This window comes from Catenulispora sp. EB89, assembly GCF_041261445.1.
In the GTDB taxonomy this organism is placed as follows: Bacteria; Actinomycetota; Actinomycetes; order Streptomycetales; family Catenulisporaceae; genus Catenulispora.
This window is the reverse complement of the sequence record NZ_JBGCCU010000012.1, coordinates 276,257-302,101: the sequence shown is the minus strand read 5'-3', so window position 1 is coordinate 302,101 and position 25,845 is coordinate 276,257. Positions and strand designations below refer to the sequence as shown.

At 72.1% G+C, this 25,845-nt stretch carries 26 protein-coding genes; 10 read left to right on the top strand and 16 right to left on the bottom strand.

Annotated features, from left to right (window positions below; genetic code table 11):
* Positions 1 to 24 precede the first annotated feature (24 nt).
* The gene (locus tag ABH920_RS25795; RefSeq protein ID WP_370351699.1) at positions 25 to 1,215 is read right to left on the bottom strand and encodes a radical SAM protein; all 1,191 of its coding nucleotides are present in this window, start codon (positions 1,213 to 1,215) and stop codon (positions 25 to 27) included.
* 139 nt (positions 1,216 to 1,354) lie between these two features.
* A complete protein-coding gene (locus ABH920_RS25790) occupies positions 1,355 to 1,696 on the bottom strand; it encodes a hypothetical protein (protein ID WP_370351698.1) in 342 nt (113 codons plus the stop codon).
* Between the two features lie 342 nt (positions 1,697 to 2,038).
* Between ABH920_RS25790 and ABH920_RS25785 the strand changes: the two genes are divergently transcribed.
* From ABH920_RS25785 to ABH920_RS25755, 7 genes are read left to right on the top strand one after another with little or no spacing between them, the layout of a single operon-like run.
* On the top strand, positions 2,039 to 3,145 hold the full coding sequence (locus ABH920_RS25785; RefSeq protein WP_370351697.1) for a radical SAM protein: 1,107 nt from the start codon (positions 2,039 to 2,041) through the stop codon (positions 3,143 to 3,145).
* Complete coding sequence (locus ABH920_RS25780; RefSeq protein WP_370351696.1) at positions 3,142 to 3,864, top strand: hypothetical protein; 723 nt, start codon at positions 3,142 to 3,144, stop codon at positions 3,862 to 3,864. Before ABH920_RS25785 ends, ABH920_RS25780 begins: the two co-directional genes overlap by 4 nt.
* Positions 3,861 to 4,073 (top strand): aroma-sacti cluster domain-containing protein, encoded by a 213-nt coding sequence (locus ABH920_RS25775; protein WP_370351695.1) that lies wholly within the window; start codon positions 3,861 to 3,863, stop codon positions 4,071 to 4,073. The genes ABH920_RS25780 and ABH920_RS25775 overlap by 4 nt, the downstream gene beginning before the upstream one ends.
* 31 nt (positions 4,074 to 4,104) lie before the next feature.
* Entirely contained in the window at positions 4,105 to 7,329 is a 3,225-nt protein-coding gene (locus tag ABH920_RS25770) for an adenylate/guanylate cyclase domain-containing protein (protein ID WP_370351694.1), read from the top strand.
* Positions 7,326 to 8,186, top strand: a complete 861-nt coding sequence (locus tag ABH920_RS25765) for a S8 family serine peptidase (RefSeq protein ID WP_370351693.1) — start codon at positions 7,326 to 7,328, stop codon at positions 8,184 to 8,186. Before ABH920_RS25770 ends, ABH920_RS25765 begins: the two co-directional genes overlap by 4 nt.
* Complete coding sequence (locus ABH920_RS25760; protein WP_370351692.1) at positions 8,183 to 8,833, top strand: GAF domain-containing protein; 651 nt, start codon at positions 8,183 to 8,185, stop codon at positions 8,831 to 8,833. Before ABH920_RS25765 ends, ABH920_RS25760 begins: the two co-directional genes overlap by 4 nt.
* A 12-nt stretch (positions 8,834 to 8,845) precedes the next feature.
* Positions 8,846 to 10,069: a cytochrome P450 gene (locus ABH920_RS25755; protein WP_370351691.1), complete on the top strand. Its 1,224-nt coding sequence runs from the start codon at positions 8,846 to 8,848 to the stop codon at positions 10,067 to 10,069.
* Position 10,070: 1 nt separating this feature from the next.
* Here ABH920_RS25755 and ABH920_RS25750 read toward each other — a convergent pair whose 3' ends face one another.
* The 7 genes from ABH920_RS25750 to ABH920_RS25720 form a co-directional block, all read right to left on the bottom strand.
* Complete coding sequence (locus tag ABH920_RS25750) at positions 10,071 to 11,171, bottom strand: LuxR C-terminal-related transcriptional regulator (RefSeq protein ID WP_370351690.1); 1,101 nt, start codon at positions 11,169 to 11,171, stop codon at positions 10,071 to 10,073.
* Between the two features lie 220 nt (positions 11,172 to 11,391).
* Complete coding sequence (locus tag ABH920_RS25745; protein WP_370351689.1) at positions 11,392 to 11,787, bottom strand: hypothetical protein; 396 nt, start codon at positions 11,785 to 11,787, stop codon at positions 11,392 to 11,394.
* A gap of 20 nt (positions 11,788 to 11,807) precedes the next feature.
* Positions 11,808 to 13,664 (bottom strand): BTAD domain-containing putative transcriptional regulator, encoded by a 1,857-nt coding sequence (locus ABH920_RS25740; protein ID WP_370351688.1) that lies wholly within the window; start codon positions 13,662 to 13,664, stop codon positions 11,808 to 11,810.
* A 68-nt stretch (positions 13,665 to 13,732) separates the two neighbouring features.
* Positions 13,733 to 13,939 (bottom strand): hypothetical protein, encoded by a 207-nt coding sequence (locus tag ABH920_RS25735; protein ID WP_370351687.1) that lies wholly within the window; start codon positions 13,937 to 13,939, stop codon positions 13,733 to 13,735.
* A 10-nt stretch (positions 13,940 to 13,949) separates the two neighbouring features.
* Complete coding sequence (locus tag ABH920_RS25730; RefSeq protein WP_370351686.1) at positions 13,950 to 14,189, bottom strand: hypothetical protein; 240 nt, start codon at positions 14,187 to 14,189, stop codon at positions 13,950 to 13,952.
* Between the two features lie 218 nt (positions 14,190 to 14,407).
* Positions 14,408 to 15,625 (bottom strand): DUF3500 domain-containing protein, encoded by a 1,218-nt coding sequence (locus ABH920_RS25725; RefSeq protein ID WP_370351685.1) that lies wholly within the window; start codon positions 15,623 to 15,625, stop codon positions 14,408 to 14,410.
* Between the two features lie 32 nt (positions 15,626 to 15,657).
* On the bottom strand, positions 15,658 to 16,305 hold the full coding sequence (locus tag ABH920_RS25720; RefSeq protein ID WP_370351684.1) for an NAD(P)-dependent oxidoreductase: 648 nt from the start codon (positions 16,303 to 16,305) through the stop codon (positions 15,658 to 15,660).
* A gap of 98 nt (positions 16,306 to 16,403) precedes the next feature.
* Between ABH920_RS25720 and ABH920_RS25715 the strand changes: the two genes are divergently transcribed.
* The 3 genes from ABH920_RS25715 to ABH920_RS25705 all read left to right on the top strand — a co-directional run bounded on the left by ABH920_RS25715 (position 16,404) and on the right by ABH920_RS25705 (position 18,809).
* The gene (locus ABH920_RS25715) at positions 16,404 to 16,787 is read left to right on the top strand and encodes a winged helix-turn-helix transcriptional regulator (RefSeq protein ID WP_370351683.1); all 384 of its coding nucleotides are present in this window, start codon (positions 16,404 to 16,406) and stop codon (positions 16,785 to 16,787) included.
* Between the two features lie 128 nt (positions 16,788 to 16,915).
* Entirely contained in the window at positions 16,916 to 18,535 is a 1,620-nt protein-coding gene (locus ABH920_RS25710) for a LamG-like jellyroll fold domain-containing protein (protein WP_370351682.1), read from the top strand.
* Between the two features lie 25 nt (positions 18,536 to 18,560).
* Positions 18,561 to 18,809 (top strand): hypothetical protein, encoded by a 249-nt coding sequence (locus tag ABH920_RS25705; protein WP_370351681.1) that lies wholly within the window; start codon positions 18,561 to 18,563, stop codon positions 18,807 to 18,809.
* On the opposite strand, the gene ABH920_RS25700 is transcribed toward ABH920_RS25705, so the two are convergent.
* The 7 genes from ABH920_RS25700 to ABH920_RS25670 form a co-directional block, all read right to left on the bottom strand.
* The gene (locus ABH920_RS25700) at positions 18,803 to 19,840 is read right to left on the bottom strand and encodes a glutamate ABC transporter substrate-binding protein (RefSeq protein WP_370351680.1); all 1,038 of its coding nucleotides are present in this window, start codon (positions 19,838 to 19,840) and stop codon (positions 18,803 to 18,805) included. The genes ABH920_RS25705 and ABH920_RS25700 overlap by 7 nt on opposite strands.
* Before the next feature lie 5 nt (positions 19,841 to 19,845).
* Entirely contained in the window at positions 19,846 to 21,123 is a 1,278-nt protein-coding gene (locus tag ABH920_RS25695) for a hypothetical protein (RefSeq protein ID WP_370351679.1), read from the bottom strand.
* Positions 21,123 to 22,451: an MFS transporter gene (locus ABH920_RS25690; RefSeq protein WP_370351678.1), complete on the bottom strand. Its 1,329-nt coding sequence runs from the start codon at positions 22,449 to 22,451 to the stop codon at positions 21,123 to 21,125. The genes ABH920_RS25695 and ABH920_RS25690 overlap by 1 nt, the downstream gene beginning before the upstream one ends.
* Positions 22,452 to 22,587: 136 nt before the next feature.
* A complete protein-coding gene (locus ABH920_RS25685; protein WP_370351677.1) occupies positions 22,588 to 23,403 on the bottom strand; it encodes a putative hydro-lyase in 816 nt (271 codons plus the stop codon).
* 64 nt (positions 23,404 to 23,467) lie between these two features.
* The gene (locus ABH920_RS25680; protein WP_370351676.1) at positions 23,468 to 24,175 is read right to left on the bottom strand and encodes a GntR family transcriptional regulator; all 708 of its coding nucleotides are present in this window, start codon (positions 24,173 to 24,175) and stop codon (positions 23,468 to 23,470) included.
* Positions 24,176 to 24,291: 116 nt separating this feature from the next.
* The gene (locus ABH920_RS25675) at positions 24,292 to 25,176 is read right to left on the bottom strand and encodes a biotin-dependent carboxyltransferase family protein (protein WP_370351675.1); all 885 of its coding nucleotides are present in this window, start codon (positions 25,174 to 25,176) and stop codon (positions 24,292 to 24,294) included.
* On the bottom strand, positions 25,173 to 25,829 hold the full coding sequence (locus ABH920_RS25670) for an allophanate hydrolase subunit 1 (RefSeq protein WP_370351674.1): 657 nt from the start codon (positions 25,827 to 25,829) through the stop codon (positions 25,173 to 25,175). The genes ABH920_RS25675 and ABH920_RS25670 overlap by 4 nt, the downstream gene beginning before the upstream one ends.
* Positions 25,830 to 25,845: the final 16 nt, after the last annotated feature.

Sequence of the window (25,845 nt, the reverse complement as noted above, 5' to 3'; positions counted from 1 at the left end):
CACCTCCGAGGGGTCGGGCGGGGCTCAGACCCGTCCGGCCGTGTGCAGAAGATCGAGCAGTTCGGCGTCGACCTGGTCCTGGAAGGCCGCCAGGGCCGGCGCGTTCTCGCCGTGCCGGTACTGGTCGGTGCAGGTGATCCAGCGGCCCTCGACGTGCTCGCCGGACAGGTAGCCCGCGTCGACGTCGCCGACGGTCCACTCCGGCCGGCCGGCCGTCTCCCAGCAGCTGGACAGCGAGCCGTCGGCGCTGACCACCGCGCCGTACTGGCCGTCGGGGTGCTCGCAGGCCTGGCAGCCCTTGCCGGAGCGCGGGCGGGTCAGCGTGAAGCCGTGCCGGTGCGCCGCGTGGTGCCAGCGGGTGAAGTCGGCGGCCAGCGCGCCGCCGTAGTCGAGCTCGTTGCCGTAGCCGACGCCCACGTCGCCGACCAGCGCGAACTGGATCCCGCAGCGGGCGGTGTCCAGCCGCTCGGCCAGCCGCTCCACCAGGGCGTCGATGCCGCGCCGGTTGTGGTGCGAGACGTTGACCCGCAGGTGCCACTTCACGTCCGGCGCGGCGCTCATCGCCTGCGCGGCGTTGTCGACGATCCGGTCGAAGGTCGGCCCGCCGGAGCGGGTGACGCGGATCGCGTCGTGCTCGTCCCGGTCGCCGTCGAAGGTGAGCTGGACCGAGCCCAGGCCGGCGTCGTGCAGGGTCCTGATGACCAGCGGCGTGAGCAGCGTGCCGTTGGAGGTCATGGACACGGTCATCTCGCCGAGCTCGGCGGCGCGCTCCAGCAGGTCCACGGCGCCGCGCAGGTTCAGCAGCGGCTCCCCGCCGAACAGCATCAGGGCGAGCTTGTCCAGCCCGGCCTCGGCCATCCGGGCGCGGGTGAAGTCGAGGATCGCGGTGGTGGTGTCCGGCTTGAGCCGGGCGTGCGCGATGCGCGGCGGCCGGGCTCCCCCGCGCGGGTCCTGCTCGATGTTCTGGAAACAGTAGCCGCAGCCGAGATTGCAGTCGGTGCTGGTCAGCACCGTGAGGGAGTAGCTGCTCGGCGGGCGCCGGCGCATCAGGCCCGCCGCGCGCAGCCGGTCCAGGGTGGCCGGCACGACGGTGCCGTCCGGGTCGACCTGCGCGGTGTGGAGCCGGGCCGAGCCGCCCTCGCTGACGAACCACCAGCCCTGCCGGGCCGGGAGCAGGCGCGAGGGAGCGTCCGCGGCGAGCGGTTCCGGGCTCATGGTCCGGAGCATGGTGCCTCCTGTCGGAAGGATCGGGCCAGTCGGCCGTGGTGCTGCCCGGCGGAGCAGCACCGCGGCCGACCGGCTCGGGACGGTGGTCGTCAGCCGATGGTGCGTCAGACGGTGGTGCGGGGCGTCATCAGTCCTCGGTGGCGGCGGTGCCGACGTTGATGCCGCACCAGGGGGTGTCCTCACCGGAGTGCGCAATGACCTCGGGCTCGTCCTCGGTCGCGGCAGTGCCGACGTTCACGCCACACCAGGGGGTGTCCTCGCCGGAGTGTGCGACGACTTCGGGCTCGTCCTCGGTCGCGGCGGTACCGACGTTCACGCCACACCACGGCGTGTCCTCACCGGAGTGCGCGATGACCTCCGGCTCGTCCTCGGTGGCGTTGGTGTTGACGTTCACGCCACACCACGGGGTGTCCTCACCCGAGTGGGCGACGACTTCGGGCTCGTTCTCCAGATCGCGCTTCTTGGCCATGGTGTTCTCCAGACTCGTGCGGAAGGCGGGTTTCGCTGTGGCCCTCGTGATCGGGGCCGACGCCGACCAATCTGCGCGGCGGCGCTTCGAGCCCGCTTGGGTCGCGGCGCATTTTCGCTATGGCCGCAGATCAGGAGGCCTGGCGCAGGGTTGCGTGACGTGCGGATGAGGGCCCGGGGACCGACTCGGCAGCGCGTCAGGGATCTGTCTCACTGCTCTGAGCTGCGGCCATATCGAGAATTGGGTGCGCCTTAACCGGGGCCGAATCGGCCGCGCCGACAGTGGTCCTCGGACGCCCGCGACGCGGCGTCCGCGAATGCGTCCGCTGGAAAGGAGCGCGCTGTGGAACTGGCCGAACTGATCAGCCTGCGTCCGGTGCCGTGCGCCGGCGTCCTGCTGATGCTGACTCAGCGCTGCCCGCTGCACTGTGCGCACTGCTCCACCGCGTCCACGATGACCGGGCCCCAGCTGGACGGCGCCGCGCTGCGCCGGCTGGTCGAGTCCTTCGGCCCGCAGGACCGGCCGGAGCTGGTGATGTTCACCGGCGGTGAGCCGCTGCTGCGGCCGGGCCTCGTGACCGAACTGGCCCAGGCTGCCGCGGACCGGGGTGTCCGCACGGCACTGCTCAGCGGGATGTTCTTCGCACGCCAGGGACGCTTCCCGAGGCATATTCGTAAGGCGATCCACGCCGTGGACCACTTCTCGGCGAGCCTGGACCGCGAGCACGAGCGCGAGGTGCCCAGGGCCGAGGTGCTGCGGACGCTGTCCACGCTGCTCGACGACGGCATGGCCGTGAGCCTGCACCTGACCGGCCACGGCCCCGACGATCCCTACCTGGCCGACGTCACCGAAGAGGTTCGGCGCAGGTTCGGGAACCGGGTTCCGATGCTGGTGAACGAGGTGCGCGCGGTGGGCCGGGCGGCGTCCTGGGCCGCGGCCGCGCGGATCGTCGCCGGGCCGGAGGGGGCACCGGATTCCTCGGACAGAGCACAGGATCCGGCGCGCGTGCTGCCCTGCGCCATGGCCGCCTGGCCCGTGGTGGCCTCCGACGGCACGGTCCTGGCCTGCTGCGGTCAGGACACCGTGGATCTGAGGCCGGCACCGGAGCATCTCCTGCTCGGCCACATCGCCGACGACGACTGGCCGACGCTGCGCGAGCGGGCCATGAACTCGCCCGAGGTGCGGATGATCAGGGCCCTGGGTCCGCTGCATCTGCGCTCCCGGTTCGGCAACGGCAGCGCGGGCTCGGACGACTACTGCACGGCCTGCATCGCGCTCCCACAGAGCACTGACTTGCCGGCGATCCGCGCTTTCGGCGCCGGTCCGGCCGGAGAGCTGCTGGACCGGCACGCCACTGCCACGCAGGCCGAATCCGGTCCGGTCACGCTGGTGCGGCGATTCGGCTGCGCCAAGTATGCCGAGCTGGTGGCCCCGGGAGACACACGATGACCGCCACGCTCTCGCGCAGCGATATGTTGCACGTCAAGATCTCCCTCGCGGACCACGCCCTGAACGCCGCGCTGGATCGCCTCTGGAGGCCAGACGGCCTCGTCCTCCGCTACGGCCGCTACCTCGCTGCCATGCATCAGGTGATCCGCGCCTCGGTACCGCTCATGGACCTCGCGGCCCGACGCTGCGCCGAGCGCGGGGCGGCGGATCCGCTCGCCGCGCGCCTGCACGACTACCTGGTCGAGCACATCGACGAGGAACGCGGCCACGACCTGTGGCTGCTGGACGACCTCGCCGTGATGCACGGCAGCAACGGCGTGCCGGAGCCGTCGGCGGGTCTCGCGGCGGCGCGCCTGGTCGGCCCGCAGTACTACTGGATCGAACACGGACACCCGGCGACGCTGCTCGGGTACATCGCAGTGCTCGAAAGCCGCGCGCCGGCTGTCTGGCTGGCCGACCGACTCGCCCTGGACACCGGGCTGCCGACCGAGGCCTTCCGTACCGTCCGCGCGCACGCCGAACTCGACGGCGGCCACACCAGTCAGCTCGACGAGCTGCTGGACGACCTGCCGCTGAGCCGGGCCCAGGACGCCGCGATCGGTGTCAGCGCGCTGCACACGATCGGTGCGCTGACCGAGTTGATCAGGGAACTGTCACCGGATGCCACCGACTCACCTTCGTCCGACCTCAGAACCACCGATTTGTGGAGGACCCGATGAACGACTCCGACAGCCCCGCCAACCCCGCGCTGACCGCGCTCGCCGCGGCCGGATTCCCCTTGGACACGCTGAGCGAGGAGCAGGTCGTGGTCCTCGGTTCGCTGTCCCCCCAGGAGCTGGATCTGCTGGTGGATCTCAAGACTCGGCTCGACGAGCTCGAACCCGAGGTCCAGGCGCACACCAACATCGCCGGCGGCGCGCTGTTCTGATCGCCCGGCCGGTCCGCGACGAGCTTGGAAAGTGAGGAAGGCAGTGCACTGCGCCGCATGCTCTGAAACGCTGCCCGACAGCGCCCGCTTCTGCATGAACTGCGGTACGCCGTGCGCTGCGACGGCGACGCCCGCCCCGGCCCCGGCGCTGTCCGTCCCGACCCCGTCGGCCGAGGAGCGCCGACCGGTCACCGTGCTGTTCTGCGACCTGGTCGGCTCGACCGCGCTGTCCGGGCGGCTCGACCCCGAGACGCTGCGCTCGGTGATCCTGCGCTACTTCGCGGCCGTGCGCGCCCCGATCGAGGCGCGCGGCGGCACCGTGGAGAAGTTCATCGGGGACGCGGTCATGGCCGTGTTCGGCATCCCGGGCCTGCACGAGGACGACGCGCTGCGCGCGGTCGCCGCGGCGCTGGAGATCCCGGACGTCCTGCACCGGCTGAACGAGGAGCTGCACAGCGCGCTCGGCGTGCGGCTGGCCGTGCGAATCGGCATCGGCACCGGCGAGGCCGTGGTCGGCACCGACTCCGACGAGCGGCAGGTGCTCATCTCCGGCGAGGTGGCCAACGTGGCGGCCCGGCTGGAGCAGAACGCGGCCCCCGGCGAGATCCTGATCGACGCCGAGACGCGGCGCGCGGTGTCCGCGGCGGTGGAGGCACAGGACGCGGGGCCGATGAGCCTGCGCGGGAAGACCGAGCCGGTGCACGCCTATCGGTTGACCGCCCTGCGCGGCGACGACCCGGGGCTGTTGCGCCGGTTCGATCTACCGTTCGTGGGGCGCGAGGACCAGTTCGCCGCGCTGGACCAAGCCTTGCGTGCGACGACCGCCGAGCGTCGTGTCAGAGTGCTGACTCTGACCGCCGAGGCAGGCCTGGGCAAGACCAGGCTGCTGCGGGAATGGCTGGACCGGGAACCGTCGCGTCGGACCCGCTCCGGCGTCGGTCGCTGCCGTCCGCTCACCGACAGCGGAAGCCTGACGGCGCTGGCCGAAGCCGTGTCGGCGCTGCTGGACGGTGTCCGCGCCGAACCGGGAACCGCCTGGCCCGGGCCGGTGACCGACGCGCTGGCCCTGCTGGAGGTCGGGATGCTGCGCGACGGCACCCCCGATCCGTCGATCGAGGACACCTGCGCCTCACTCGGCGTGGTGCTGCGCCACCTGACCGCCGCCGGGCCGCTGGTCCTGGTGCTCGATGACTTCCACTGGTCGCGCCCGGCGCTGCGGGCCACGGTCGAACGCCTTTCGGCGCTGGCCGCCGACTTCCCGTTGCTGCTGGTCTGCGCCGGACGTCCCGAGTTGTTGGAGGCCGGAGCCGGTTGGTCCGCGCCGGGATCAGAGCACGAATGCCTCACGCTCCCTCCCCTGCCGAGGGCGGAGTGTGTACGTCTGGCGACGGCTTACGCAGAACGCGAATACGCCGCGCCGCGACAGTTGCCGGCCCGGATCCTCGACCGGGCGGAAGGCAATCCGCTGCTGTTGGAGCATCTGCTCGCGGTCGCCGATCCTGCGGAACCCGGCAGCTCCGAAGGCCTGCCGTCGACGATCCAGGCGCTGCTCGGCGTACAGATCGACGCCCTCGGCGCGGCCGAGCGCGCCGCACTCTCCTTGGCCGCCGTCCTCGGTCGCGAGTTCACGCCGGACCGGGTCGCCGGTCTGGCCCGGTCCGGGCCCGAGGGGGCGCCGGGCGGCGACCTGCAGACCGGACCGGAGAGCGCTGACATGACCGGCCGGGCCCTGTGCGGGCTGGCCGGCCGCCGGATGATCGAGGCCGCCAGCGGCAGTATGCGCTTCACCAGCGGTCTGGTCCAGGAGGTGTCGTATCAGCGCACTGCCAAGCGGATCAGGGCGGACCGGCACGAGCGCGCGGCCGGGCTGCTCGTGGCCGCGCGGGCCGCGGACCACGAGGCCGGGGCGCACTGGGAGCTGGCGCATCGCTACCGGACCGAGCTCGGACTGGCCGACGGCCGCACCGAGCTGCTGCGCTCGCGGGCGATGATCACCCTGGCCGCAGCCGGTTCGCGGGCCTTGGCCCGTGCCGACCTCGGCTGGGCCGAGCCGCTGCTGCGCCGGGCCACGGCGCTGAGCGAGCCCGCGGACGAGCAGCGTCCGCAGGTGCTATGGCAGCTGGCCGAGGTGCTGGTGGCCGGAGGAAGTCTCGACGAAGGCAGGGCCCTGCTGGCGGAGGTCGTCGCCGAGCCGTCCGCTCCGAACTTGGTGCGTGCGCATGCTCGGCTGGCGCTGGCCGTGCACGGCGCGGACGCCGATCCGGTCGGTACGGCACGCGTCGCCGAAGAGGTGAGCGCAGTGTTCACCGCCGAGGGCGACGAACTCGGCCAGGCCAGATCCCGGTTGCGGATCGCGCAAGCCCGGCAGACGCTGGGGCGGCACGGCCAGGCCGAGCAACTGCTGCTCAGCGCTGCCGAACACGCTGTGCGGGCCGGCGCGGAGCCCGAACGCGCGGCCGTCCTCGGCGCGCTCGGGGTCTCGCTGTCGGCCGGGCCGACGCCGGTCGCCGAGGCCGTGGCGCGGTGCCGGGGACTGCTGGCGCGGCACGGCGTGCGGCGCATCGTGCAGATCACGCTCAACTGCCCGCTGGCGGTGCTGCTCGCCTTCGACGACCGGCCCGACGCGGCCTTGGCCTGTCTGGACGCCGCCGACGAGTTCGCGCGGGCCGCCGGGTACGCGGAGACGTCCGTCTTCCTGCCCTTCTTCCGGGCAACCGTCGCGTCGCTGGCCGGGCGTCCGCAGGAGGCTGACATGCTGCTCCGGCAGGCCGAGTCGGCCGCCGACCGGCTCGGCGGGAGCCAGGCGGCGGCTCAGCTGCGGCGGGCCCGGGCTCGTGTGCTGCTGGACGCCGGACGCGTCGAGGACGCGAAAGCCCTGCTGTTGAAACGGGATTCCGAGCCGGTCGAAGCCGTCGACTCGCTGCCGCTGGAGGACGCCGTCGATCTTCGAGGGCTGTTGGCGCGGGTGGTGATGGACACGGATCCGGGCCACGCGCTGGATCTGGCTCGGCGTGCGGTCCTCGATGCCCGCGCCGCCGATTCGCCGGTGCTTCAGGCCACCGCGGCGCTCGACCTGGCCCGCTGCGCGCAGGCTTCGGATCGGGCGTCGGAGGCGCTGGAAGCCGCGTGCTCGGCGCGGGACCAGTTCGCCGCCAAGGGGCATCGGCCGGGGACGCGCTGCGCGGAGCAGCTGCTGGACCTCGCCGACCACAGCCCGATCGACGTCGAAGTTCGCGCAGGAAGGCCGACCACATGACCACCGACACCATCGCGTCGCCGCGCAGCCACACCGATCCGGCGCGCTTGACCTGGAGCCTGCGTGGGCGCGCGCCGGACGACATCGCCCTGACCGCGGACGGGATCGAGGTCACGCCGGACTGGGCTTGGGGCGGTTCGACCGGGCGCGGGGTGCGGGTGTGCGTCGTGGACAGCGGCGTCGAGCGGGACCATCCGGGCGTCGGGCCGGTGGACGGCTCCTGGGTGGTGGTCGGCGACGGCGGGGAGTTCCGGGTCGAGCCGACCGAGACCGGCGACACCTGCGGCCACGGCACGGCCTGCGCCAGCATCGTGCGGCGGCTGGCCCCGGACTGCGAGCTGCACAGTGTCAGGGTTCTGGGAGAGCGCTTCTCCGGGACCGGCGACGTGCTGCTGGCCGGCCTGCGGTGGGCCGTGCGGCAGCGGTTCGACGTGGTCAACCTGAGCCTGTCGACCACGCGAGCGCGGTTCGCCGAGGCGCTGCACGAGCTCGCCGACGAGGCGTACTTCGGCGGCACCGCGCTGGTGGCCTCCGCGCACAACACGCCGGTGGAGAGCTTCCCGTGGCGGTTCTCCTCGGTGTTCTCGGTCGGCAGCCACCAGGAGTCCGACCAGGATCTGCACCTGTACAACCCCGAACCGCCGGTGGAGTTCTTCGCCGCCGGCCAGAACGTCTCCGTGGCCTGGCTCGGCGGCAAGACGATCCGCACCACCGGCAACAGCTTCGCCACCCCGTTCGTGGCCGGGGCGTGCGCGCGGATCCTGGCCAAGCATCCGGACCTGACCCTGTTCCAGCTCAAGAGCGTGCTCTATCTGACGGCAGCCAACGTAAACGTCACATCCAGAGGTGCAGCATGAATCAGCCGGACAACTCCGTCGCGGACCGCTCCGGGCCAACCGGCAGTGCGGCCGAGGCCGACCCGCTGGCGCGGGAACTGCTCCAGTCCATCGTGGACACCGCCCGCGCGATCTTCGGCGCCGCCGCGAGCTCCATCTTCCTGCTCGACGAGGCCGCCGGGGAGCTGGTCTTCCAGGCGGTCTCCGGGCAGGGCGAGAACTTCCTGGTCGGCCGCAGGTTCCCGGCCGGCCGCGGGATCGCCGGCTGGGTGGCCGGGTCCGGCGAGCCGATGATCGTCGACGATCTGAGCCAGGACCAGGGTTTCGCGCGCGATCTGGCCGAGTCCACCGAGTACGTCCCCAACGCGCTGATGGCGGCGCCACTGCTGGACGCCACCGGCGTGCTCGGCGTCCTGGAGGTGCTGGACCCGGCCCCGCAGACGCGCTCGGACCTGGCCGAGCTCGACCTGCTCGCGCTGTTCGCGCGGCAGTCGACCGGCGCGCTGCGGCTGGTGACGCAGCGGCAGGGGAACGGACGTCCGGCGGCGGCCGGGGTGCGGGCCGGCGTGCGCGCCGTCGAGGGGCTCGACGAGGCGGGCCGGGCGGCGGGGCTGGTGTTGATCGACGCGGTGCGTGATCTGCTGCTCGCAACCGACGGTCATTCCTGAGGGTTGGTTCTGATGACTTCCTCACCGCTCGGCGGGCGCTTCGTCGCCGATCCGAATCCCACGCTGGAACAGCTTCGTGAATCGTGTCCGGTGGCGCGTACGACGTCACCGGCGGGGCGGGAGGTGTGGGTGGTGACCCGCGAGGCCGACGTCCGGGCCGCGCTGCTGAACCCGCAGCTGTCGCTGGCGCGGGAGCCGGTCGACCACGGCCGTCCGCATCGGGCGCTGGACATGACGCTGGTCAACTACGATCCGCCGGATCACACGCGGATACGGCGGTTGGCGGCTCCGGCGTTGTCGGCGGCACGGCTCGGGCCTTGGCAGGAGCCCGTGGAGTCCTTGGCGGAGCAGGTCCTGGACAGGCTCGGCCGTCCCGACAGCGTGGAGCTGGTTGCGGAGTTCGCGCGGCCGTTCGCGTTCGGAGTGATGTGCGAGGTGTTGGGGATCGCGGCGGCGGACCGGCCGGAGCTGTGGGTGGCGCTCGACGTGCTGGCCGACTCGCAGGGGTATGGAGTAGCCGATCGCGAGGCCGCCGTCACGGTTTTGGACTCGTATGTACGGCGGCAGGTCGATCTCGGCACATCGTCGCCTGGTGTGTTCGGGGAGATCATCAGGGCATGGATGGCGGGGAACGAAGCGCCTGATGCCGCTGCGGTGAGCCGCGAAGAACTCCTCGATCTGATCGCCATGCTCCTGTTGGCCGGATACGACAGCACGGTGCAGATGCTGGCGATGGCGGTCCTAGCGCTGACCGCGGAGCCTGGCGGACTGGCCCTGCTGGCCGCCGATGTCGGATCGATCCCGAGCGCCGTGGACGAGCTGCTGCGGATGGACACGCCGGGTCCGTTCGCGACGACCCGGCACACGCTCAGCGACGTGCGGATCGGCGAGACGGTCATCCCGGCGGGCAGCAGTGTGCTGCTTTCCGTGGCGGCGGCGAACCACGACCACCGTGCGCATGTCCAGCCGGAGCAGCTGCGACTGGACCGCACGACCCGGCACCGGCAGCTGAGTTTCGGCCTAGGACCGCACTACTGCCTCGGCTCGGCGCTGGCCAGGATGACGCTGGCGGCGGCGCTCGGTGCGCTCGCGCGACGGTGGCCGGAGCTGCGGCTCGCGGTGCCGGCGGAGCGGCTGCGGTGGAGCGGCGGGTTCCAGCATCGGCGGCTGAGCGCGCTGCCGGTGGTGGTCCGGCCCCGGCCGTCCGCCGAGAGTCCTCATCAGGGTTCTGTCTGACTCAGTTCCCCTGCTGCCGCAAGGGATTCGGCGGCATGGCCTCGAACCAGGGGCCGGCCTGCTGCGCGCCCTGGTCCGGCTGCTGCGGGCCGGCCAGATCGGGCCGCGCCCGGGCCAGGTAGCCCGCCTGGAAGCGGCTGGCGGCGCCGAGCCCTTCCAGCAGCTCGGCGATGTGCTTGCGGCAGGTGCGCAGCGACATGCCGAGGCGCCGGGCGATCATCTCGTCCTTCATGCCCTCGGCGAGTAATCGGACGACGGCCTGTTTGACGTCGTCGAGCGCGCTGTCCCACTGGCGCAGCGGGACGAAGGTGTCGGCGAACGACCAGGACTGGTCGAACAGGCCGCAGAAGTAGAACACCATCGACGGCTCGCGGACCACGATGGCGCCGTCCAGGCTGAGCCGGTGCGGCAGGATCGCGACCTCGCGGTCGAAGACCAGCATCCGGCCGGACAGGTCGGTACGGGTCCGGACCTCGGCGCCGGCGGCGGTGATGCGCGCGACGTACTCCTGCGTCGGCTGGTGCAGGCGCGCGGTGTGCTGGTACAGCGTGCGCATCCGGACGCCGCGCCCGATCATCGCCAGATCGCGGGTGATCGCCTGCTCCAGCTGATCCGGCTCCCGCGGCCCGCCGGGCTGCACGGTCATCACCTCGGTCCGGCAGCCGACGGCGAGCCGCTCGATCAGGTCCAGAACGGTGGCCAGGTCGAGGATCTCGTCCAGCCGGTGCGATCCGGCCGAGGGCCGCCCCGCGGCGTACACCTCGTCCAGGATCAGCAGCTGCGCCCGAGCCCGCTCCGCGTCGGCCAACCGCCGCCGCAGATCCGCCTCGACCGGCGCGACCCGATACGCCGCGGCGATCGAAGGCGGGACCGGCAGGTAGGCCGGGGCGGTGTCGGCCCCGACCGGCTCGGGCTCGGCGCGCAGCAGATGCAGATCGATCAGGACCTCGACCGACCGCGTCGCGTCCTCGCCGGCCAAGCCGAGCTCGCACACCGCCTCGTCGACGGTCAGCCGACCCTTGCGGAGGAACAGCCGGTAGAGCGCCATCTCACGCTCACCGATCTCGGGGAACGCCGCCGGAGCGAGTTCGCCGTCGGCCATGTCGCCTCCGGTGGGAGTGCGGTCATGCGCGGCAGCGGCCACGAGGACCGTCGATCAATTAGGGATACCCCTAAAATAGAGGAAAGTCTGGTTCCTTACACGGCGACGTTGAGGAATGAGAATAGGCGCGAAATCTCGACAAATTCGGCGAGAGTGCGGCGGTGAGCGCCGGTGTCGGGTGAGGTGCGGTTGGTATGACCGAACTGTGTCCCCCGCAGTATCAGCGCCCTGTCACCGCGACGACCGCAGACGTCCGGTCGAGCTTCAGGTGGCCGTGGTGCGCGTCGGTGCTGAACAGCTGCGCGCGGAAGGTGGTGCGGCCGGAGTGCGTGATCTTCACCGACAGGCTCAGGGAGACGCCGTCCTGGCCGCCGTTGACACAGCGCAGCACCTGCCAGGTGCGGCCGTTCTGGCGTTCGACGCACAGGCGCTGGTACTGGGCGCCGTCGTCGCCGGCGGTGGTGGAGAGCCGGGTGGTCTGGCCGACGCGGACCTTGGCCGAGTGGGCCGACAGCGAGATGTCGGACTTGGCCATGGCCGGGCCGGCGGCGATCAGTGTCAGTGTCGCGCAGGCGCCTGCGACCACTGCCGCGCGGGTTCCCCGGGTCTTGCTCATGAACGTGCTCCTTCAACCAGTCATGTGCGGTGACGGTCGGATTCCCGACAGTCACCCATGAGACGTTCGTCGCCATACAGAGGTTGAGTCCGGGCGTAGAGGCGCGAGAGGAGCGGCAGTTCGTAGAGCACGGCATGGGCCGTGACCTCGGCCAGCGGGCTGTCCAGCTCGCGTTGCTCGAGCAGCGGCTCCAGCGCGCGGCCGGCCTCGTCCGGTGGCAGGCCGAGCGCGGCGGCGGCCTCGGCGAGGGTGAAGACCGGGCCGGGCAGGCGGCTGAGTGCTTGCAGTCCGGCGCGGGTGTGCGGGACGAGGTCCTGCCACCACGCGGCGAGCCGGGGGCGGACCGTGTTCTCGCCGACCGCGAGCTCGTCGAGAAGGCACTCGCTGGACTCCAGCCGGGACGCGTAGGCGGACAGCGAGAGGTGACGCAGCGCCGCCAGCTTGCCGCCGACCAGGCGGACCGTCAGCGGCAGCAGCCCCACCGCCGTGACGATGCGCTCGGCAGCGCCGCGCTCCTGAGCCACGCGCTGCCCGGTGATGTGCCGCGCCAGCAGGTCGAGCGCCTCGGTCGGCGTGAACGCCCCGAGCTCCATCCGTTGCAGCGAGCCGATACCGGGCAGCTCGCGGCGGGTCGTGACCAGCGCGACGCTGCCGCCCGGGCCGGGCAGCAGGGATTGCAGCGTCGGGGCGTCGGCCGCGTCGTCGAGGACGAGCAGGAGGCTGCGGCCGAGGATTTCGGCCTGCCACAGCGCGATGGCGTCGTCCTCGTCGTCGACCTGGGGAATCGTCGTCCCGGTGACCCGGCACAGGTCGGCCAGCAGCGCGTTGACCGGGCGCGCCGAGCCGTCGGAGCGGCGCATGCGGATCAGCACGCAGCCGTCGGGGAAGTCGGCGGCCAGGCGGTGCGCGGTGCGGACGGCCAGGGTGGTCTTGCCGACGCCGAGCGGCCCGCACACGTGCACCGAGCGGCGGTGGACACCGACGGTCTCCATCAGCTCGGCGGTGTGCCGCGCGCGCCCGGTGAAGTCGTGGAGGTCGGGCGGCAGCAGCAGGCGCTGGTCGGGGCGTTCGCGCCGCGGCTTCGGCACGGGGTCCCCCGACCGTGCCGCCCCGTCCGCGAGCAGCGAGCGGTACAGGGATGTGACGACCGGCCCGACGTCGAGCCCGAGTTCGGCAGCCAGGTGCCGCCGGTATTCGTCGTAGCAGGCCAGCGCCTCGGTACGGCGCCCGGACCGGTGCAGCGCGGTCATGTGCACCGCACGCAGCCGTTCGCGCATCGGATGCTCGCGGACCAGTTCGGCGATCCGGTCCGCGACACCGGCGGCGCGTCCGAGAGCGACACAGGCCTCGGCCCAGTCCTCGCACGCGCTCACCCGGCGCAAAGCCCAGGCGTCCGCCTCGGCCCGGATCGCCGGGGAGTCGGCGAGGTCGGCGAGCATCGGGCCGCGCCACAGGTCCAGGGCCTCGCCCAAGAGCCGGGCGGCGTGCTCGGACCCGTTGGGGACGGTCGCGCTCATCCGGGCCGCGCGCACGAACTCCTTGAAGCGGAGCACGTCCAGTTCCTCGGCCCCGACCCGCAGCACATAGCCGCCCGAGCGATGGACGATGCGTTCCGGGCCGCCCGCCGGACGCAGCAGGTTGCGCAGGCTGGAGACGTAGACGTGCAGGTTCTTGTGCGCGGTGCGGGGCGGCTCGTCGCCCCACACCGCGTCGGTCAGCAGGTCGGTGGAGACCACGCTGTTGGCCCGGCACAACAGCATGGCCAGGACCAGGCGCTGCTTGTGCGGACCGGGATCCGCCTCGTGGCCGCCGATCTCGACGGCCAGATCCCCCAGGATCCGGAAGACGACCGCGGGCGGGTCCGTGAGGCGTTCCATGAGGCGTTCCTCCCTTCGGTGGCCCGCCGGCGCGGGGCTCGCCGGCGGGGCGGGGGCGGTCGGGGTCATCAGGGCCAGGGGTAGCCGCGATCCCCGGACCTCTCGTCCAGGACCTCGCGGGCCCGGCGGCGGTGGTTCCGGCTGCGGGCCGCGGCGAGCCGTGTGGCCACGACGCCCCCGAGCGCGGCGGCGGCGCCCAGCGCGACCGACGCGGCCAGGCAGAACAGCACGAGACGCGTCCGGCCGGGGCCCGGTCGCTCAGCCGACCGAGGCATGCTCACCGCGTCAGCTGCCCCCACCGCCCCAGCCGGTGTCGGTGACGTTGCCGACGCCGCTGTCCGCCAGGACGACGGCCCCGGCGCTGGTGCCGGTGCTGGTGCCGGTGCTGGTGCCGGTGCTGGTCCCGATGCCGGTCCCGGAGTGGGAGGGCGCCGAGGCGTCCGCCGCCGAGCCGAGTCCGGAGCAGGCCAGCACCAGCGCAACCGCGGCGACGACACCGGCGAGAGCACTCCACAGCCGATTCACAGTGCCTCCTCAAGAAGCAGAAAGACGAAAAGAGCCAGAAGACGAGCGGTTCGGCGATACCGGGGTTTCGCAACCCCCTGCCGTGTTCCGTCGTGCTTCCAGCTTGCCGCCGGGAATGCGGGTGCAGAAAGGGGATACTCCCTGTCAGAACATGCATGCAGGAAGTTCCGCCGCCGGTCTGACCGGCGGCGGAACGGGAAGGTCAGGGTCCGGGCGCCTCAGCCGTGAAAGCGCGCGTAGTGCTGAGCGAGCAGGTCCTTCCCGTAGTCGTTGCCGTTGGGCTCCCGCGTGATGGTGTGCACGTGGAACCGCTCGGCCTCGTCGTTGTCCAGGAAGATGCCCGCGTGGTTGTCGTACTCGATCAGCAGGACCGGCGAGTGGACGCGGTAGTAGAACGCGCTGGTGTCGTCGTGGCCGCCGCGCCAAGCGAACGTCGTGTCGTCCAGGTGGTCCAGGAAGCGGCGGCGCTTGTGTTCGGCGTGGCCCTCGGGGAGGCGGTTGATGTACACGTCTGCGAGTTCGAGCAGCTGTCGCCGCTGGTCGCGCGTCAGTTCCTTCCCGCTGATCCCCTCGGGCTTCAGGACGAGGTTGTCCTGGCCGGCACCGGAGACGTGGCGGCCGTTGGGGCCGGCGAGCTCCGGCGGTAGATCGGCGGTCCGCAGCGAATCGCCCAGCAGGAAGCGCTCCTCCTGGGCTCCGGTGAGCGAGCGGCGCATCGCCAGGCCGCCGTCCGTTTCCCGTTCGAAGGCGCTCACTCCCGCGTAGGGCCCGTGGTCTCCTGCGCGGGTCGGTTCGGCGCCGAGGAACACCGGGGCGAGCACGAGTTGGGATCCGACGAAGACGCAGTGCAGGTCGACGTGGTGACCGGCCAGCTGCCAGCCCCACGGCGTGTCGGCCGAGGGCTCGCCGAAGAGCGTGAAGTGGTACGTGTACTCGCCGAGAGAGTCGCTGTAGCGCTGGACGAGCTCGCCGAGCGCGCCGTTCAGTTTCATCGCGTTGCGCACGGCCGCGTACCCGTCGGGGCTGAGGCTGGCCTCGACGAGCGCCAGGGCGGCGTCCCGCTGCCGGGGCTCGACGCGGTCCAGGCGCAGGCCCTGGTGCGTCCAGACCGGGAAGGCGTTGGTCCACAGCCGCCATTCCGGCGAGTCCATCGGCAGGCGGGCGCTGAGGAGTTGGTGCTGCTCCAGAGTTTCCAGGTATGCGGACGCGGCGTCGAGGACCTTCCGATGCGACAGTCCGGTGTCTTCGAGGTGGTAGAGGCCGCCGATCGGGGTGCCGTCGGTGGTGACGCCGACGTAGGGGTCGCGGTGGTTGCGCAGCGCTGCCGAGACCTCCTGGGCGACGGCCGGCGGCAGCAGGTCCGCGTGCAGGGTCCCGTCGAGGATCGGCAGATCGAGGTTCCGTGGCCGGAATCCGCGGTGGATGTGGTCGCTCATGTCAGTAGCCGCCCGGTGTTTCGCTGTTTCGCTCAGTGGCCGAGGTTGACCTGGGTCCGGTGGTGCTCGCCCTTGTCGATGAGATCGACGAAGCCGAGCGCGTAGTCGGCGGCGGAGATCGCGCCGCCGTCCTCGGGCTGGACCGCGACGTCGTCGCCGAGCCGGTACCGGTCGAGCCGTTCGCCGGGCGCGTGCGCGCCGAACCTCAACGCCGGGCTCACGAAGACCCAGTCGAGCGTCGGGGGCGTGGCCGGAAGGTCCTCCAGGATGAGCGCCGCGCCGGCGAGGATCTCGTCGCGGAGTGCGGCCGGGATGTCGCTGAGGTCGCTGACGAAGCGCTCCGCACCGGGCGCGGGGCGCAGTGAGGAGTAGCCGCCGACCACGAACAGCTGCGCGCCCGCGGCCTCGGCCAGACGCCCGATGGCGCGGTTGACGTCGCGGAACGCGCCGGCCAGCGGACCGCGCGGAGCGAGTGCGGCCACGACGACGTCCGCGCCCTCGATCGCCGGCGACAGCGTCACCTCGTCGCGGACGTCGCCCTGGATGTAGGTGACGTCCGGGGTCGGGGCGTCGGGGAGCGACCGGCTCAGCGCCGTGACCTCGTGGCCGCGAGCGGCGGCCTCGGCGACGATTGCGGAACCTGCATAACCGGTTCCGCCGATGACGATGATGCGAGCCATGAGAGTGCCTTTCCAAGGGATCCACGCGCGGGATTACGTCGAGGACGCGCTGCGCTTACCGTATGGAAGGCAGCTCTCGATGGGGAAGAAGGCACTTTGTGGTAACCACCTCGGCCGAGTCGGTGCTCGTCGGCAGCCCGTATCACGCGGACTGCCCGACCCGGCACATCCTGGACCGCGTCGGCGACCGCTGGACGGTGCTCATCGTCGGCGCCCTGTGGGACGACGGCGTCCGCTTCGCGGAGCTGCGCCGGCGCATCGTCGGCATCTCGCAGAAGATGCTCACCCAGACGCTGCGCGGGCTCGAACGGGACGGGATCGTGCTGCGCACCGTCCACCCCGGAAACCCGGCCCCCGTCGAGTACTCGCTCACCGAGGCCGGCCGCGCCCTGCGCGAGCCGCTGCGGGCGCTGGAGGATTGGGCGGTCAAGCATCTCGAGTACGTGACGGCGTCGCAGGAGACTTACGACTCGGCGGCCTGACTTCGGGCGGCGCCGCCTCGTGGGCTGTGGGGGCCGACCGTGGAAGGTCCGTTCGGGCAACGATGGTTGCCCCCGGCGTGCCCCTCCAGCCGGTGGCGAACCAGGGCTCTGAGCCTTACCTTCATACGGTGAGCCAGTGGGTCAACCTGGAACCGCTGTCTGCCGCGGTCGAACCCGGGGACAGCACCGTCGTAGACCTCCGTATCCGGAACACCGGGGACATCGTCGAGGAATACCGCGTCGAGGTGGTCGGGGACCCGGCCATGTGGTGCGCGGTCGAGCCCTCGACGATCCGGCTGTACCCGGGGACGACAGGCGAGGTGAGCCTGACGTTCGCGCCGCCGCGGGCCTCGGAGTCGGCGGCGGGGCCGCAGCCGTACGGGGTCCGCGTGACGCCGCTGGAGGATCCCGAGGGCGTCGCGGTGCCGGAGGGGATCCTGACCGTGGCGTCGTTCGTCGACGTCCGGGCCGAGCTGGTGCCGCCGACGGTGCGGGGCTGGCGGCGGGCCAGGCCCCGGCTCGTGGTGTCGAACTACGGCAACGCGCTGGCCACGGCTTCGGTCGCGGTCACCGGCCCGGGCAACCGGGTCGACGTCGACATCCGGACGCCGAGCCTGCAGATCCAGCCCGGCCGCGCGCATTTCAGTGTCCTGCGGCTGCGCCCCGAGCGCCTGCTGTGGTTCGGCCAGAAGGTCACCCACCCGTTCACCACGACGTTGCAGGTCTCCGGCCGCCAGCCGGTCACCGCCGCCGGCACGTACAACCAGACGGCGCTGCTCCCCCGCTGGCTCGGCGGGCTCTTCGGGGCGCTGACCGCGCTGGTGGTGCTGTTCGCCGGGCTCTGGCTGGCGGTGCGCCCCTCGGTGTCGACGGACGCCACCGCGCAGGTCGCCATGGCCGGCGCGCCGGCGGTCACCGTCGCGGCGCCGAGCACGCCGGCGCCGTCGTCCTCGTCGCAGCAGCCGCCGCCGAGTTCGTCGGCCCCGGCCGCGCCCGCGAGCTCGTCGGCGCCGCCCGCGAAGTCCTCGGCTCCCGCCGCGGCGACCTCCGCGTCCAAGCCCGCGGCCAAACCGACCTCGGCCCCGCCGCCGGTCGTCGCGCCGACGCCGATCGGCAACTGGATCCTGAACCAGACCGTGGGCAACACCGCGATCGACTCCATGACCGTGCACAACGGCACGGCCTCGAACGGCTGGTGGGCCGGCGGCTCATGCCTGTTCAACGGCACGAACAGCCAGATCGTCACCAACGGCCCGGTCCTGGACACCGGCCCCGGCGGCAGCTTCACCGTGACCGCCGACGTGTATCTGAACTCGACCGACTCCAACGTCGAAGAGACGATGGTGAGCCAGGACGGCACCCAGAACAGCGGCTTCTACCTCCAGTACATGGGCAACGGCCCGGGCAACCCGCCCGGCGTCTGGGGCTTCGCGCGAGTGGGCAGCGACACCGCGAATCCGACCGCGGTCCGCGCCTACTCGACCGGCAAGGCCGCGGCCGGCGTCTGGACCCGGCTCGCAGGGGTCTTCGACGCGGGCAGCAAGCAGATGCAGCTGTATGTGAACGGCCAGCTCCAGCAGACGGTCACCGACCCGACCCCGTACGCGACCACCGGCCCGCTGGCCATGGGGCGTGCCCAGTACGACGGCAACGCGACCGACTGGTTCAAGGGCGCGCTGTCGAACGTCGAGGTGTTCAACCAGGTGCTGAGTGCGGCGCAGATCAACGCGCTCCAGGTGGCTCACTGACGATCGCTCGTGGGATCCTGGCGCGGTGAATGACGAGGTGGGACCGCCGCTCACCGCCGACGAAGGCCGGACGCTCCTGGAGCTGCTGGCGCGCCACTGCACCCATGGCGTGGACCAGTTCGACACCTGGCGCCTGTCGCTGCCGTCAGGGAACTTCTTCGTGGCGATCGAAGACAGCGGGACGCCGGGCGGTATGCCGGTCGAGCTCTTCCGCGAGGTCTGGCCGCCCGAGCGGCACGGCTTTCCGCCGGCCGCGGACTCGGTGGTTCACTGATACACGGCCGGAGGCGGCGCGGGCACCGGCCCGAGCCGGTCGCCGATCCAGTGGGTGTAGATCGCGGTCCAGGTGCCGTTGGCCTTCATCTGTTCGAGCACGGCGTTGACGAAGCGGATGAAGTCGCCCTTGCCCTTCGGGAAGCCCAGGCCGTGGCGTTCGTAGGTGAAGCGGGGGCCGACGATCTTCGTGTACGGGTCCTGGGACTGGATGCCGAGGAGGATCAGGTCGGTGGTGGAGATCGCGTCGACCTGGCCCTGCTGGAGCATCACCAGGCAGTCGGCCCAGTTGACCGCGCTGACCGGGACCACCCGGTACTTCGGGTCGGCGAGGGTCTGGATCGAGGTGGTGCCGGCCGCCGCGCAGACCTTCTTGCCGGCGAGGTCGGCGATGCTCTGGACCGTCGAGGCCTGATTCACCAGGACGCGCTGGCCGGCGTCGAAGTAGTCGGCGCTGAAGTCGGCCTGCTGCGCGCGCTGGCAGTCGACGGTCAGGATGTCGGCGAGGAGGTCGACCGAGCCCTGTTGCAGCGCCGTCAGCCGCTCGGCCTTGGTCAGCACCTTGTAGCGCACGTGGCCCGGTGCGCCGAAGATCGCCGTGGCGACCTGCTGGACGAAGTCGATGTCGAAGCCCACCAGCGGCGGGGCCGAGGGGTCGGCGGAGGGGTTGCGGTAGCCGAACAGGTAGCTGTCCTCGTCGACGCCGGCGATCAGGTAGCCGCGCTGCTGGATCTTCGCCATCGTGGAGCCGGCCGGCATGGCGCCCGCGGCGGGGAGTGGGCCGGTCGGGCGCAGGGAGGCGTCGCAGCCGGTCAGGGGCGGCGCCGGGCTTTCGGGCAGGGTCATGACGCCGTCGGGGATCGGGACGTCGGCTGGTGCGCCGGCGGCGGTGGCGGTGGCGGCAGCGGCAGCGGTGGCGGTCGCACCGGGTGATGTCGTCGGCGTCGCCGATGACCCCGACCCGCAAGCCGCGACGCCGAGCGTCAGGCTCATCACCATGGCGGCGAGCGAAAGCCGCAACGGAGTCCTCATACCCTTCACCGGTACTCCCTCAGCCGCTGATCCATGCCGAACGCACCCGCCGCGAAGGCGAACACGATCAACGCCGCGGTCCCCGTCGCCAGCCCGCGCAGGTCCGATCCGGCCGTGTCGATCGCGGCCCGGTAGTCCGCTTCCTGTATGGCGATCGCGCCTTGCACGTCGCCGTCGACGCGCGTGAACAACGTCCCGGTCCCCGGCTGCGCGCCGGTCGCCTGCGCGAGCGCCTGGACGTTGGCCGTGTTGTCGGCCTGCGGGCTGCTCGACGCCTGCGCCAGGGTTCCGTGCGCGGTCTTCCAGTCCCGGTAGCCGGTCGTGGCGTCCGCGATACCAGGGCCCTGATCCGCGGCGAGCAGCGTGCCCAGGCGTGCGCTGACCGTCTGGTAGTCGCCCTCGTACGAGCCGACGTCCTCGCCACGTGCGGCGAGGCTGAGCAGTTCGTCACCGTGCGCCTGGAGCACGGCCAGATCGGTCGTGACCAGCGCGTCCGCCGACTGCCGATGCGTGCGCGCGTCGGCGGTGGCGCTGGTCGCGGCCGTCGAGACCGCGGCGGCCCAGATCGTGACGATGCCGACCAGCACGGTCGTCGCCACGAGCCCGAGGTTGAACCTGCGCCGGGTGCGCCGGGCCACGAACAGCTGCGCGGGGATGAGGACGGCGAACGCGACCACGGCTGCGACGAGCACGGTGTCCGGGCCGCGCGCCGCGGCCGCGTCGGCCGCCAGGCGGTCGGTCTCGATGCGGAGGACGGCCTGCGCGCTGGGCAGCAGGTCGGTCCGCATCAGGGCGGAAGCCTCGCGCAGGTAGGCCGCGCCGACCGGGAGGTCCTGGCGGGCGTCGGCCTGGGCGGTGCCGACGAGGCCGGTGTAGACGGGGACGTCGGCGAGCAGGCGGCTCACCGCGGTGCGCAGGGTCGGGGTCGGGGTCGGGGGCGTGCCGGGGTGCGAGGTGTTGGAAGGCTGCGATATCCCCGTCTGACCCCCGATCGCCGCCAGCCCGGCCGACACCTCGCGGACGTCCTGGTCGTACCGCTGCACGCCGCTGGTCTGCACCTGCGATCCGGACAGGAACACCATGGCGGCCGTCGCGTCGGCGTCGGACAGCGCGCGGTACACGTTCTCGGCGGCGACGGCCAGCGGCTCGGCCGTGGTCCGGGCGTGGCCGATCGCGTCGTCGCCGGCGGCCGTCCCGAGGTACGTCGTCGTGCCGAGCGCGACGACGACCACGGCGACGGCCGCCGCGTACCAGCGCAGGCCGGTGCGGGTGGCAAGGCGCATCAGGCGAGATCCGAACCCTGTGTCTCGGGCAGCCCGACCAGCGCCACCACCGCCAGCGCGTACCCGAGCGTGCCGTAGACCAGGGCGCCGCCGAGACCCCCGCTCCCGGCGGCGAACCCCACGGCGGTCGGGAAGAACGCGCCGACCGCACGGCCGACGTTGTACGTGAAGCTCTGTCCCGTGCCACGGATCGTGCGCGGGTACAGCTCGGCGAGGTAGGCGCCGAAGCCGCTGAAGATGGCCGAGAAGCAGAACCCGAGCGGGAAGCCGAGGATCAGCAGCACGTGGTTCGCGCTCGTCGGGATGTGGATGTAGCTGTAGAGGATGGCGCCGCTGAGCACGCCGAACAGGCCGATGGCCTTGCGGCGCCCGATCAGGTCGGTCAGGTAGCCGCCGCACAGGTAGCCGAGGAAGGCGCCGCCGATCAGCAGGCTGAGATAGGAGCCGGTGCCGACGATCGTCAGGTGGCGCTCGGTCTTGAGGTAGGTGGGCAACCAGGTTGCGATGGTGTAGTAGCCACCTTGCACGCCGGTCGACATGAGCGTGGCGAACAGGGTGATGCGGCCGGTGCGGCCCTCGAAGATGCGCCAGAACGGTGCACGCGGCGCGGGCTCGGTGGTGGCGCTGTCGCCGCTGTCGCCGTTGTCACTGTTCTCGCCGCTGTCGCCGCTGCCGCCGTTCGAGTCCGCCGGCGCGTCGACCACGTGCCGGCGGATGTAGAGCAGCGTCAGGCCGGGCAGCGCGCCGGTCCAGAACACGACGCGCCAGGACAGGCCGTGGCTCAGGTGGTCGAGCGAGAGCGTGGTGACGACCACGGCGGCGGCCCAGCCGACCGCCCAGGAGGCCTGGACGAAGGCGACCGTGCGGCCCCGGTACCGGGCCGAGGCGTATTCGGCCACCAGGACGGCTCCGGCTGCCCACTCCCCTCCGAATCCGAGCCCTTGCAGGGCCCGGAAGGTGAGCAGCATCGGATAGTTCGAGGCGAATCCGCACAGGGCGGTGAACAGCGCGTACGTCCCGACGGTGATCATCAGGGTTCGAGTACGGCCGATGCGGTCGATCAGCAGCCCGGCCAGGATGCCGCCGACCGCGGAGACCACGAGGGTCACGGTGGTCAGCAGGCCGGACTGGCCCTTGTTCAGGTGGAAGTAGGCGGCGATCGCGGTCAGGCTCAGCGGCAGGACCTGGAAGTCGTAGGCGTCCAGGGCGTAGCCGCCGAACGCGCCGACGAAGGCGCGGCGGCCGGGGACCGGCAGGGACCGGTACCAGGCGAAGGGGCCGTCCTCGGTGTCGGAGGCGGTGGGCGTTGCGGTGGGAAGTGCGGTCATGGAGCACCTCGTTGGCAGGTGGAGTCGATGGTGCGTTCCTGGGTGGTACCGCGCGGTGCTCCATAATCTAAGGATTGTTCAACAATCCCGCAAGAGGTCGAGCGGACAATCTTAGAACCCGGATTCGCCCCCTCGCTCAAGCGATCCGGTACTCCAGGTCGCGGGCGTCGGTGAGGAACATGTGGCCGGGCTCGTGCGTGATCGCGAACGACGGGGCGGCCCGCATGACAGCGGTCTGCGACGTCACGCCGCAGGCCCAGAACACCGGGACGTCGCCGTCGGCGAACTCCACCGGCTTGCCGAAGTCCGGCTTGCCCAGATCGGCGATGCCCAGCTCCTCGGGCGCGCCGACGTGCACCGGGGCACCGTGCACCGCAGGCATCAGCGCAGTGATGGCGGTAGCGGCGGCGACCGAGGCCGCGGGGATCGGCCGCATCGACACGACCAGCGGCCCGCTGAAGCGGCCGGCGGGCACGCACTCGCGGTTCGTGACGTACATCGGGACGGTGACGTCCTGCTCTACGTGCCGCAACGGAATCCCCGCCTCGGACAACAGGGTCTCGAAACTGAAACTGCACCCGATCAGGAAGCTGACGAGGTCGTTGCGCCACAGGTCGACGACCTCGCGCGGGGTCGCGACCAGCAGCCCGTTCTGCCAGACCCGGTAGCCGGGAAGGTCGGTCCGCAGGTCGGCGCCGGGCGCGAGCACCGAACGCCACGAGCCGGGCTCGGTGACCTCCAGCAGCGGACAGGGCTTGGGATTGCGCTGCGCGAACAGCAGCAGATCGAACGCGCAGTCGCGCGGCAGGCACACGAGGTTCGCCTGCGTGTGCCCGGCCGCGAGCCCGCTGGTCGGGCGCCGGTCCCCGGCGCGGAAGGCGGCGCGCCAGTCTGCGGGCGACGCGGCGGCGAGCACGGGTGGCGGGAGTGCGGTGAGTGGCGTGGACGTCATAAGAGGCAATGTAAGGATTGTTCAACAATCCGGCAAGAGACTCAGGCGCCGACGCCGCGAGCCCCTACCTCCGCTCGTCCCGCTCCAGCACTCCCGCGTAGGCGCCGACCAGCTCGGCCTCGGCCTCGTCGAGGTACGTCGCCAGGCTGCGTTCGGCCGCTTCGAAGTCGCCGGCGTCCAGGAGGGTCACCAGGGCGCGGTTGCCGGAGAGGTAGGGCTCGTGGAAGACGCGGGGGTTCGCCATCACGTGGAAGACCAGGCGGAGCTCGGCGAGGATGCCGTCCATGAACTCGTCCACTCGCTCGCTGCCCGCCAGGGACGCCAGTGCCTTGTGGAAGCGGATGTTCGCGGTGCCGACCGCGTCCCAGCGGCCCTCGCGCGCCGCCTGTTCGCCGTCGGCGACCGCCTGGCGGGCGCGGGTCAGGGCCTCGGCGGGGTCGCCGACGGGGCGGCGGACGGCCGCGCACTCCACGACGCGGCGGACGCGGTAGATCTCGGTGACGTCCTCGGCGGTCAGGGTGCGGACGAAGACGCCGCGGTTGAGTTCGTGGACCAGCAGCCGTTCCCGCGTGAGCAGGCGGAAGGCCTCGCGCAGCGTGTTGCGCGACACCGCCAGCGCCGTGCCGATCGCCTCCTCGGCCAGCCGCGTCCCCGGCGGCAGCTGCCCCTCGGCGATGCGGCCGCGCAGGATGCCGGCCACCAGGTCCGCGGTGCTGCTGCGCCCGAGCAGATGCCGGTCGTTGGCCAGATCGGAGAAGGCCGTCGCTGTCATGTCGGCGGACACCGCACCCCCAGGTCGTGCTTCGTCGGTCATCGGGCCCTGATTCGGTTCCGAGTCGTGGTCCGGGTCCGGGTTCGGATCGCCGGATCGTTCTACGATATCCCCGTTCACCGCACCCGGAACCGTACCCGATCACCGGGCCGCAGTTGCCCGGCCCGATCGACGTCCGCGTCGGCCACGACGCCGATCACCGGATACCCGCCGGTCACCGGGTGATCGGCGAGCAGCAGCACCGGCCGGCCCGACGGCGGCACCTGCAACGCGCCGCGCACCATGCCCTCCGGCGGCAGCTCCGCGACCTCGGTACGCCGCAGTTCCGGCCCGTCGAGCCGCACGCCGATCCGGTTGCTCTCGGCGGTGACCAGGTACGGTTCGGCGCCGAGCGTCCGCAGCGCCTCCGGATCGAACCAGTCGGCACGCGGACCGGGCACGACACGCAGCACGGCGTCCCCCGCGTGCCCGCGCACAGGCGCCTGATCCACCACCGGGAAACCCGTCGTCTCGCTCCCGATCGGCAGCACCGACCCGGCACGGACCGGCTCCGGCCCGAGCCCGCTGAGCGTGTCGGTGCTACGAGCCCCCAGCACCTCCGGAACCGCCACGCCGCCGCGCACAGCGAGATACGTCCGCACGCCCTCAGCCGGCACGCCGACGACGATCACCTCGCCGGACCGCACCGCGACAGGCCCGTTCATCCCGACCGCTCGCCCGCCGACGGTCACCGGACACGGCGCCCCGGTCAGCGCGACGATGGCAGCACCGGCGCCGGCACCGCCACCGGCACCCTCGATCCGGACCTGTAAGCCACCAAGAGTGAGTTCGAGGGCTGCGGCCCCCTCAACGTTGCCGACAAGCCGGTTGGCGAGCCGCAAACTCCCGCGATCAGCAGCCCCCGACGCACCGACGCCGAGCGCCGCCAGCCCGGGACGCCCGAGGTCCTGAACCGTGGTGAGCGGGCCGGGTGCGAGGATCACCAGCTCGGACCGGGTCATCGAGGCAGCCCCGACGCCGCGACGAACCGCACCCTGACCCCGGGAACGAACATCGCAGGAGGCTGGCGCGCCGCATCCCACACCGCGACATCCGTACGCCCCAACAGGTTCCAGCCGCCGGGCGACGCCTGCGGGTAGACGGCCGCGTAGCGGTCGGCGACGGCGACCGAACCGGCCGGCACCCGCGTCCGCGGCACCGCGCGCCGCGGCAACCACAACGCGTCGTCCAGACCGGTCAAATACCCGAACCCCGGCGCGAACCCGCAGAACGCAACGGTGTAAACCGGCGCGCAGTGCCGGGCAACGACCTCTGCGACACTCAGCCCCGCCAACCGCGCGATGTCGTCCAGATCCTCGCCGTCGTAGCGCACCGGGATCTCCAGAACGTCGGCGTCCCCCGCGTCCCCGGACTCGGCTGCCTCGTCCTCCATCGCTCGCGCGACCTCCCCGATCCGGGCAGCGAGCAACGCCGACGAGGTGAGCGCGGGATCGAAACGGACCAGCACGGTCCGCGCGGCCGGAACGAACTCCAGCGCACCGGCCGGCTTGTCGCGCATCAGGGCCCGATACAGGCGAGCGGGCTCGGGCGCCGCCTCAGCCGCCAGGTCGAGCTCGACCAACAGCGCCCGGTCCCCCGCACTCAGAAAGCGCATCGACCCTGCCCGCCCC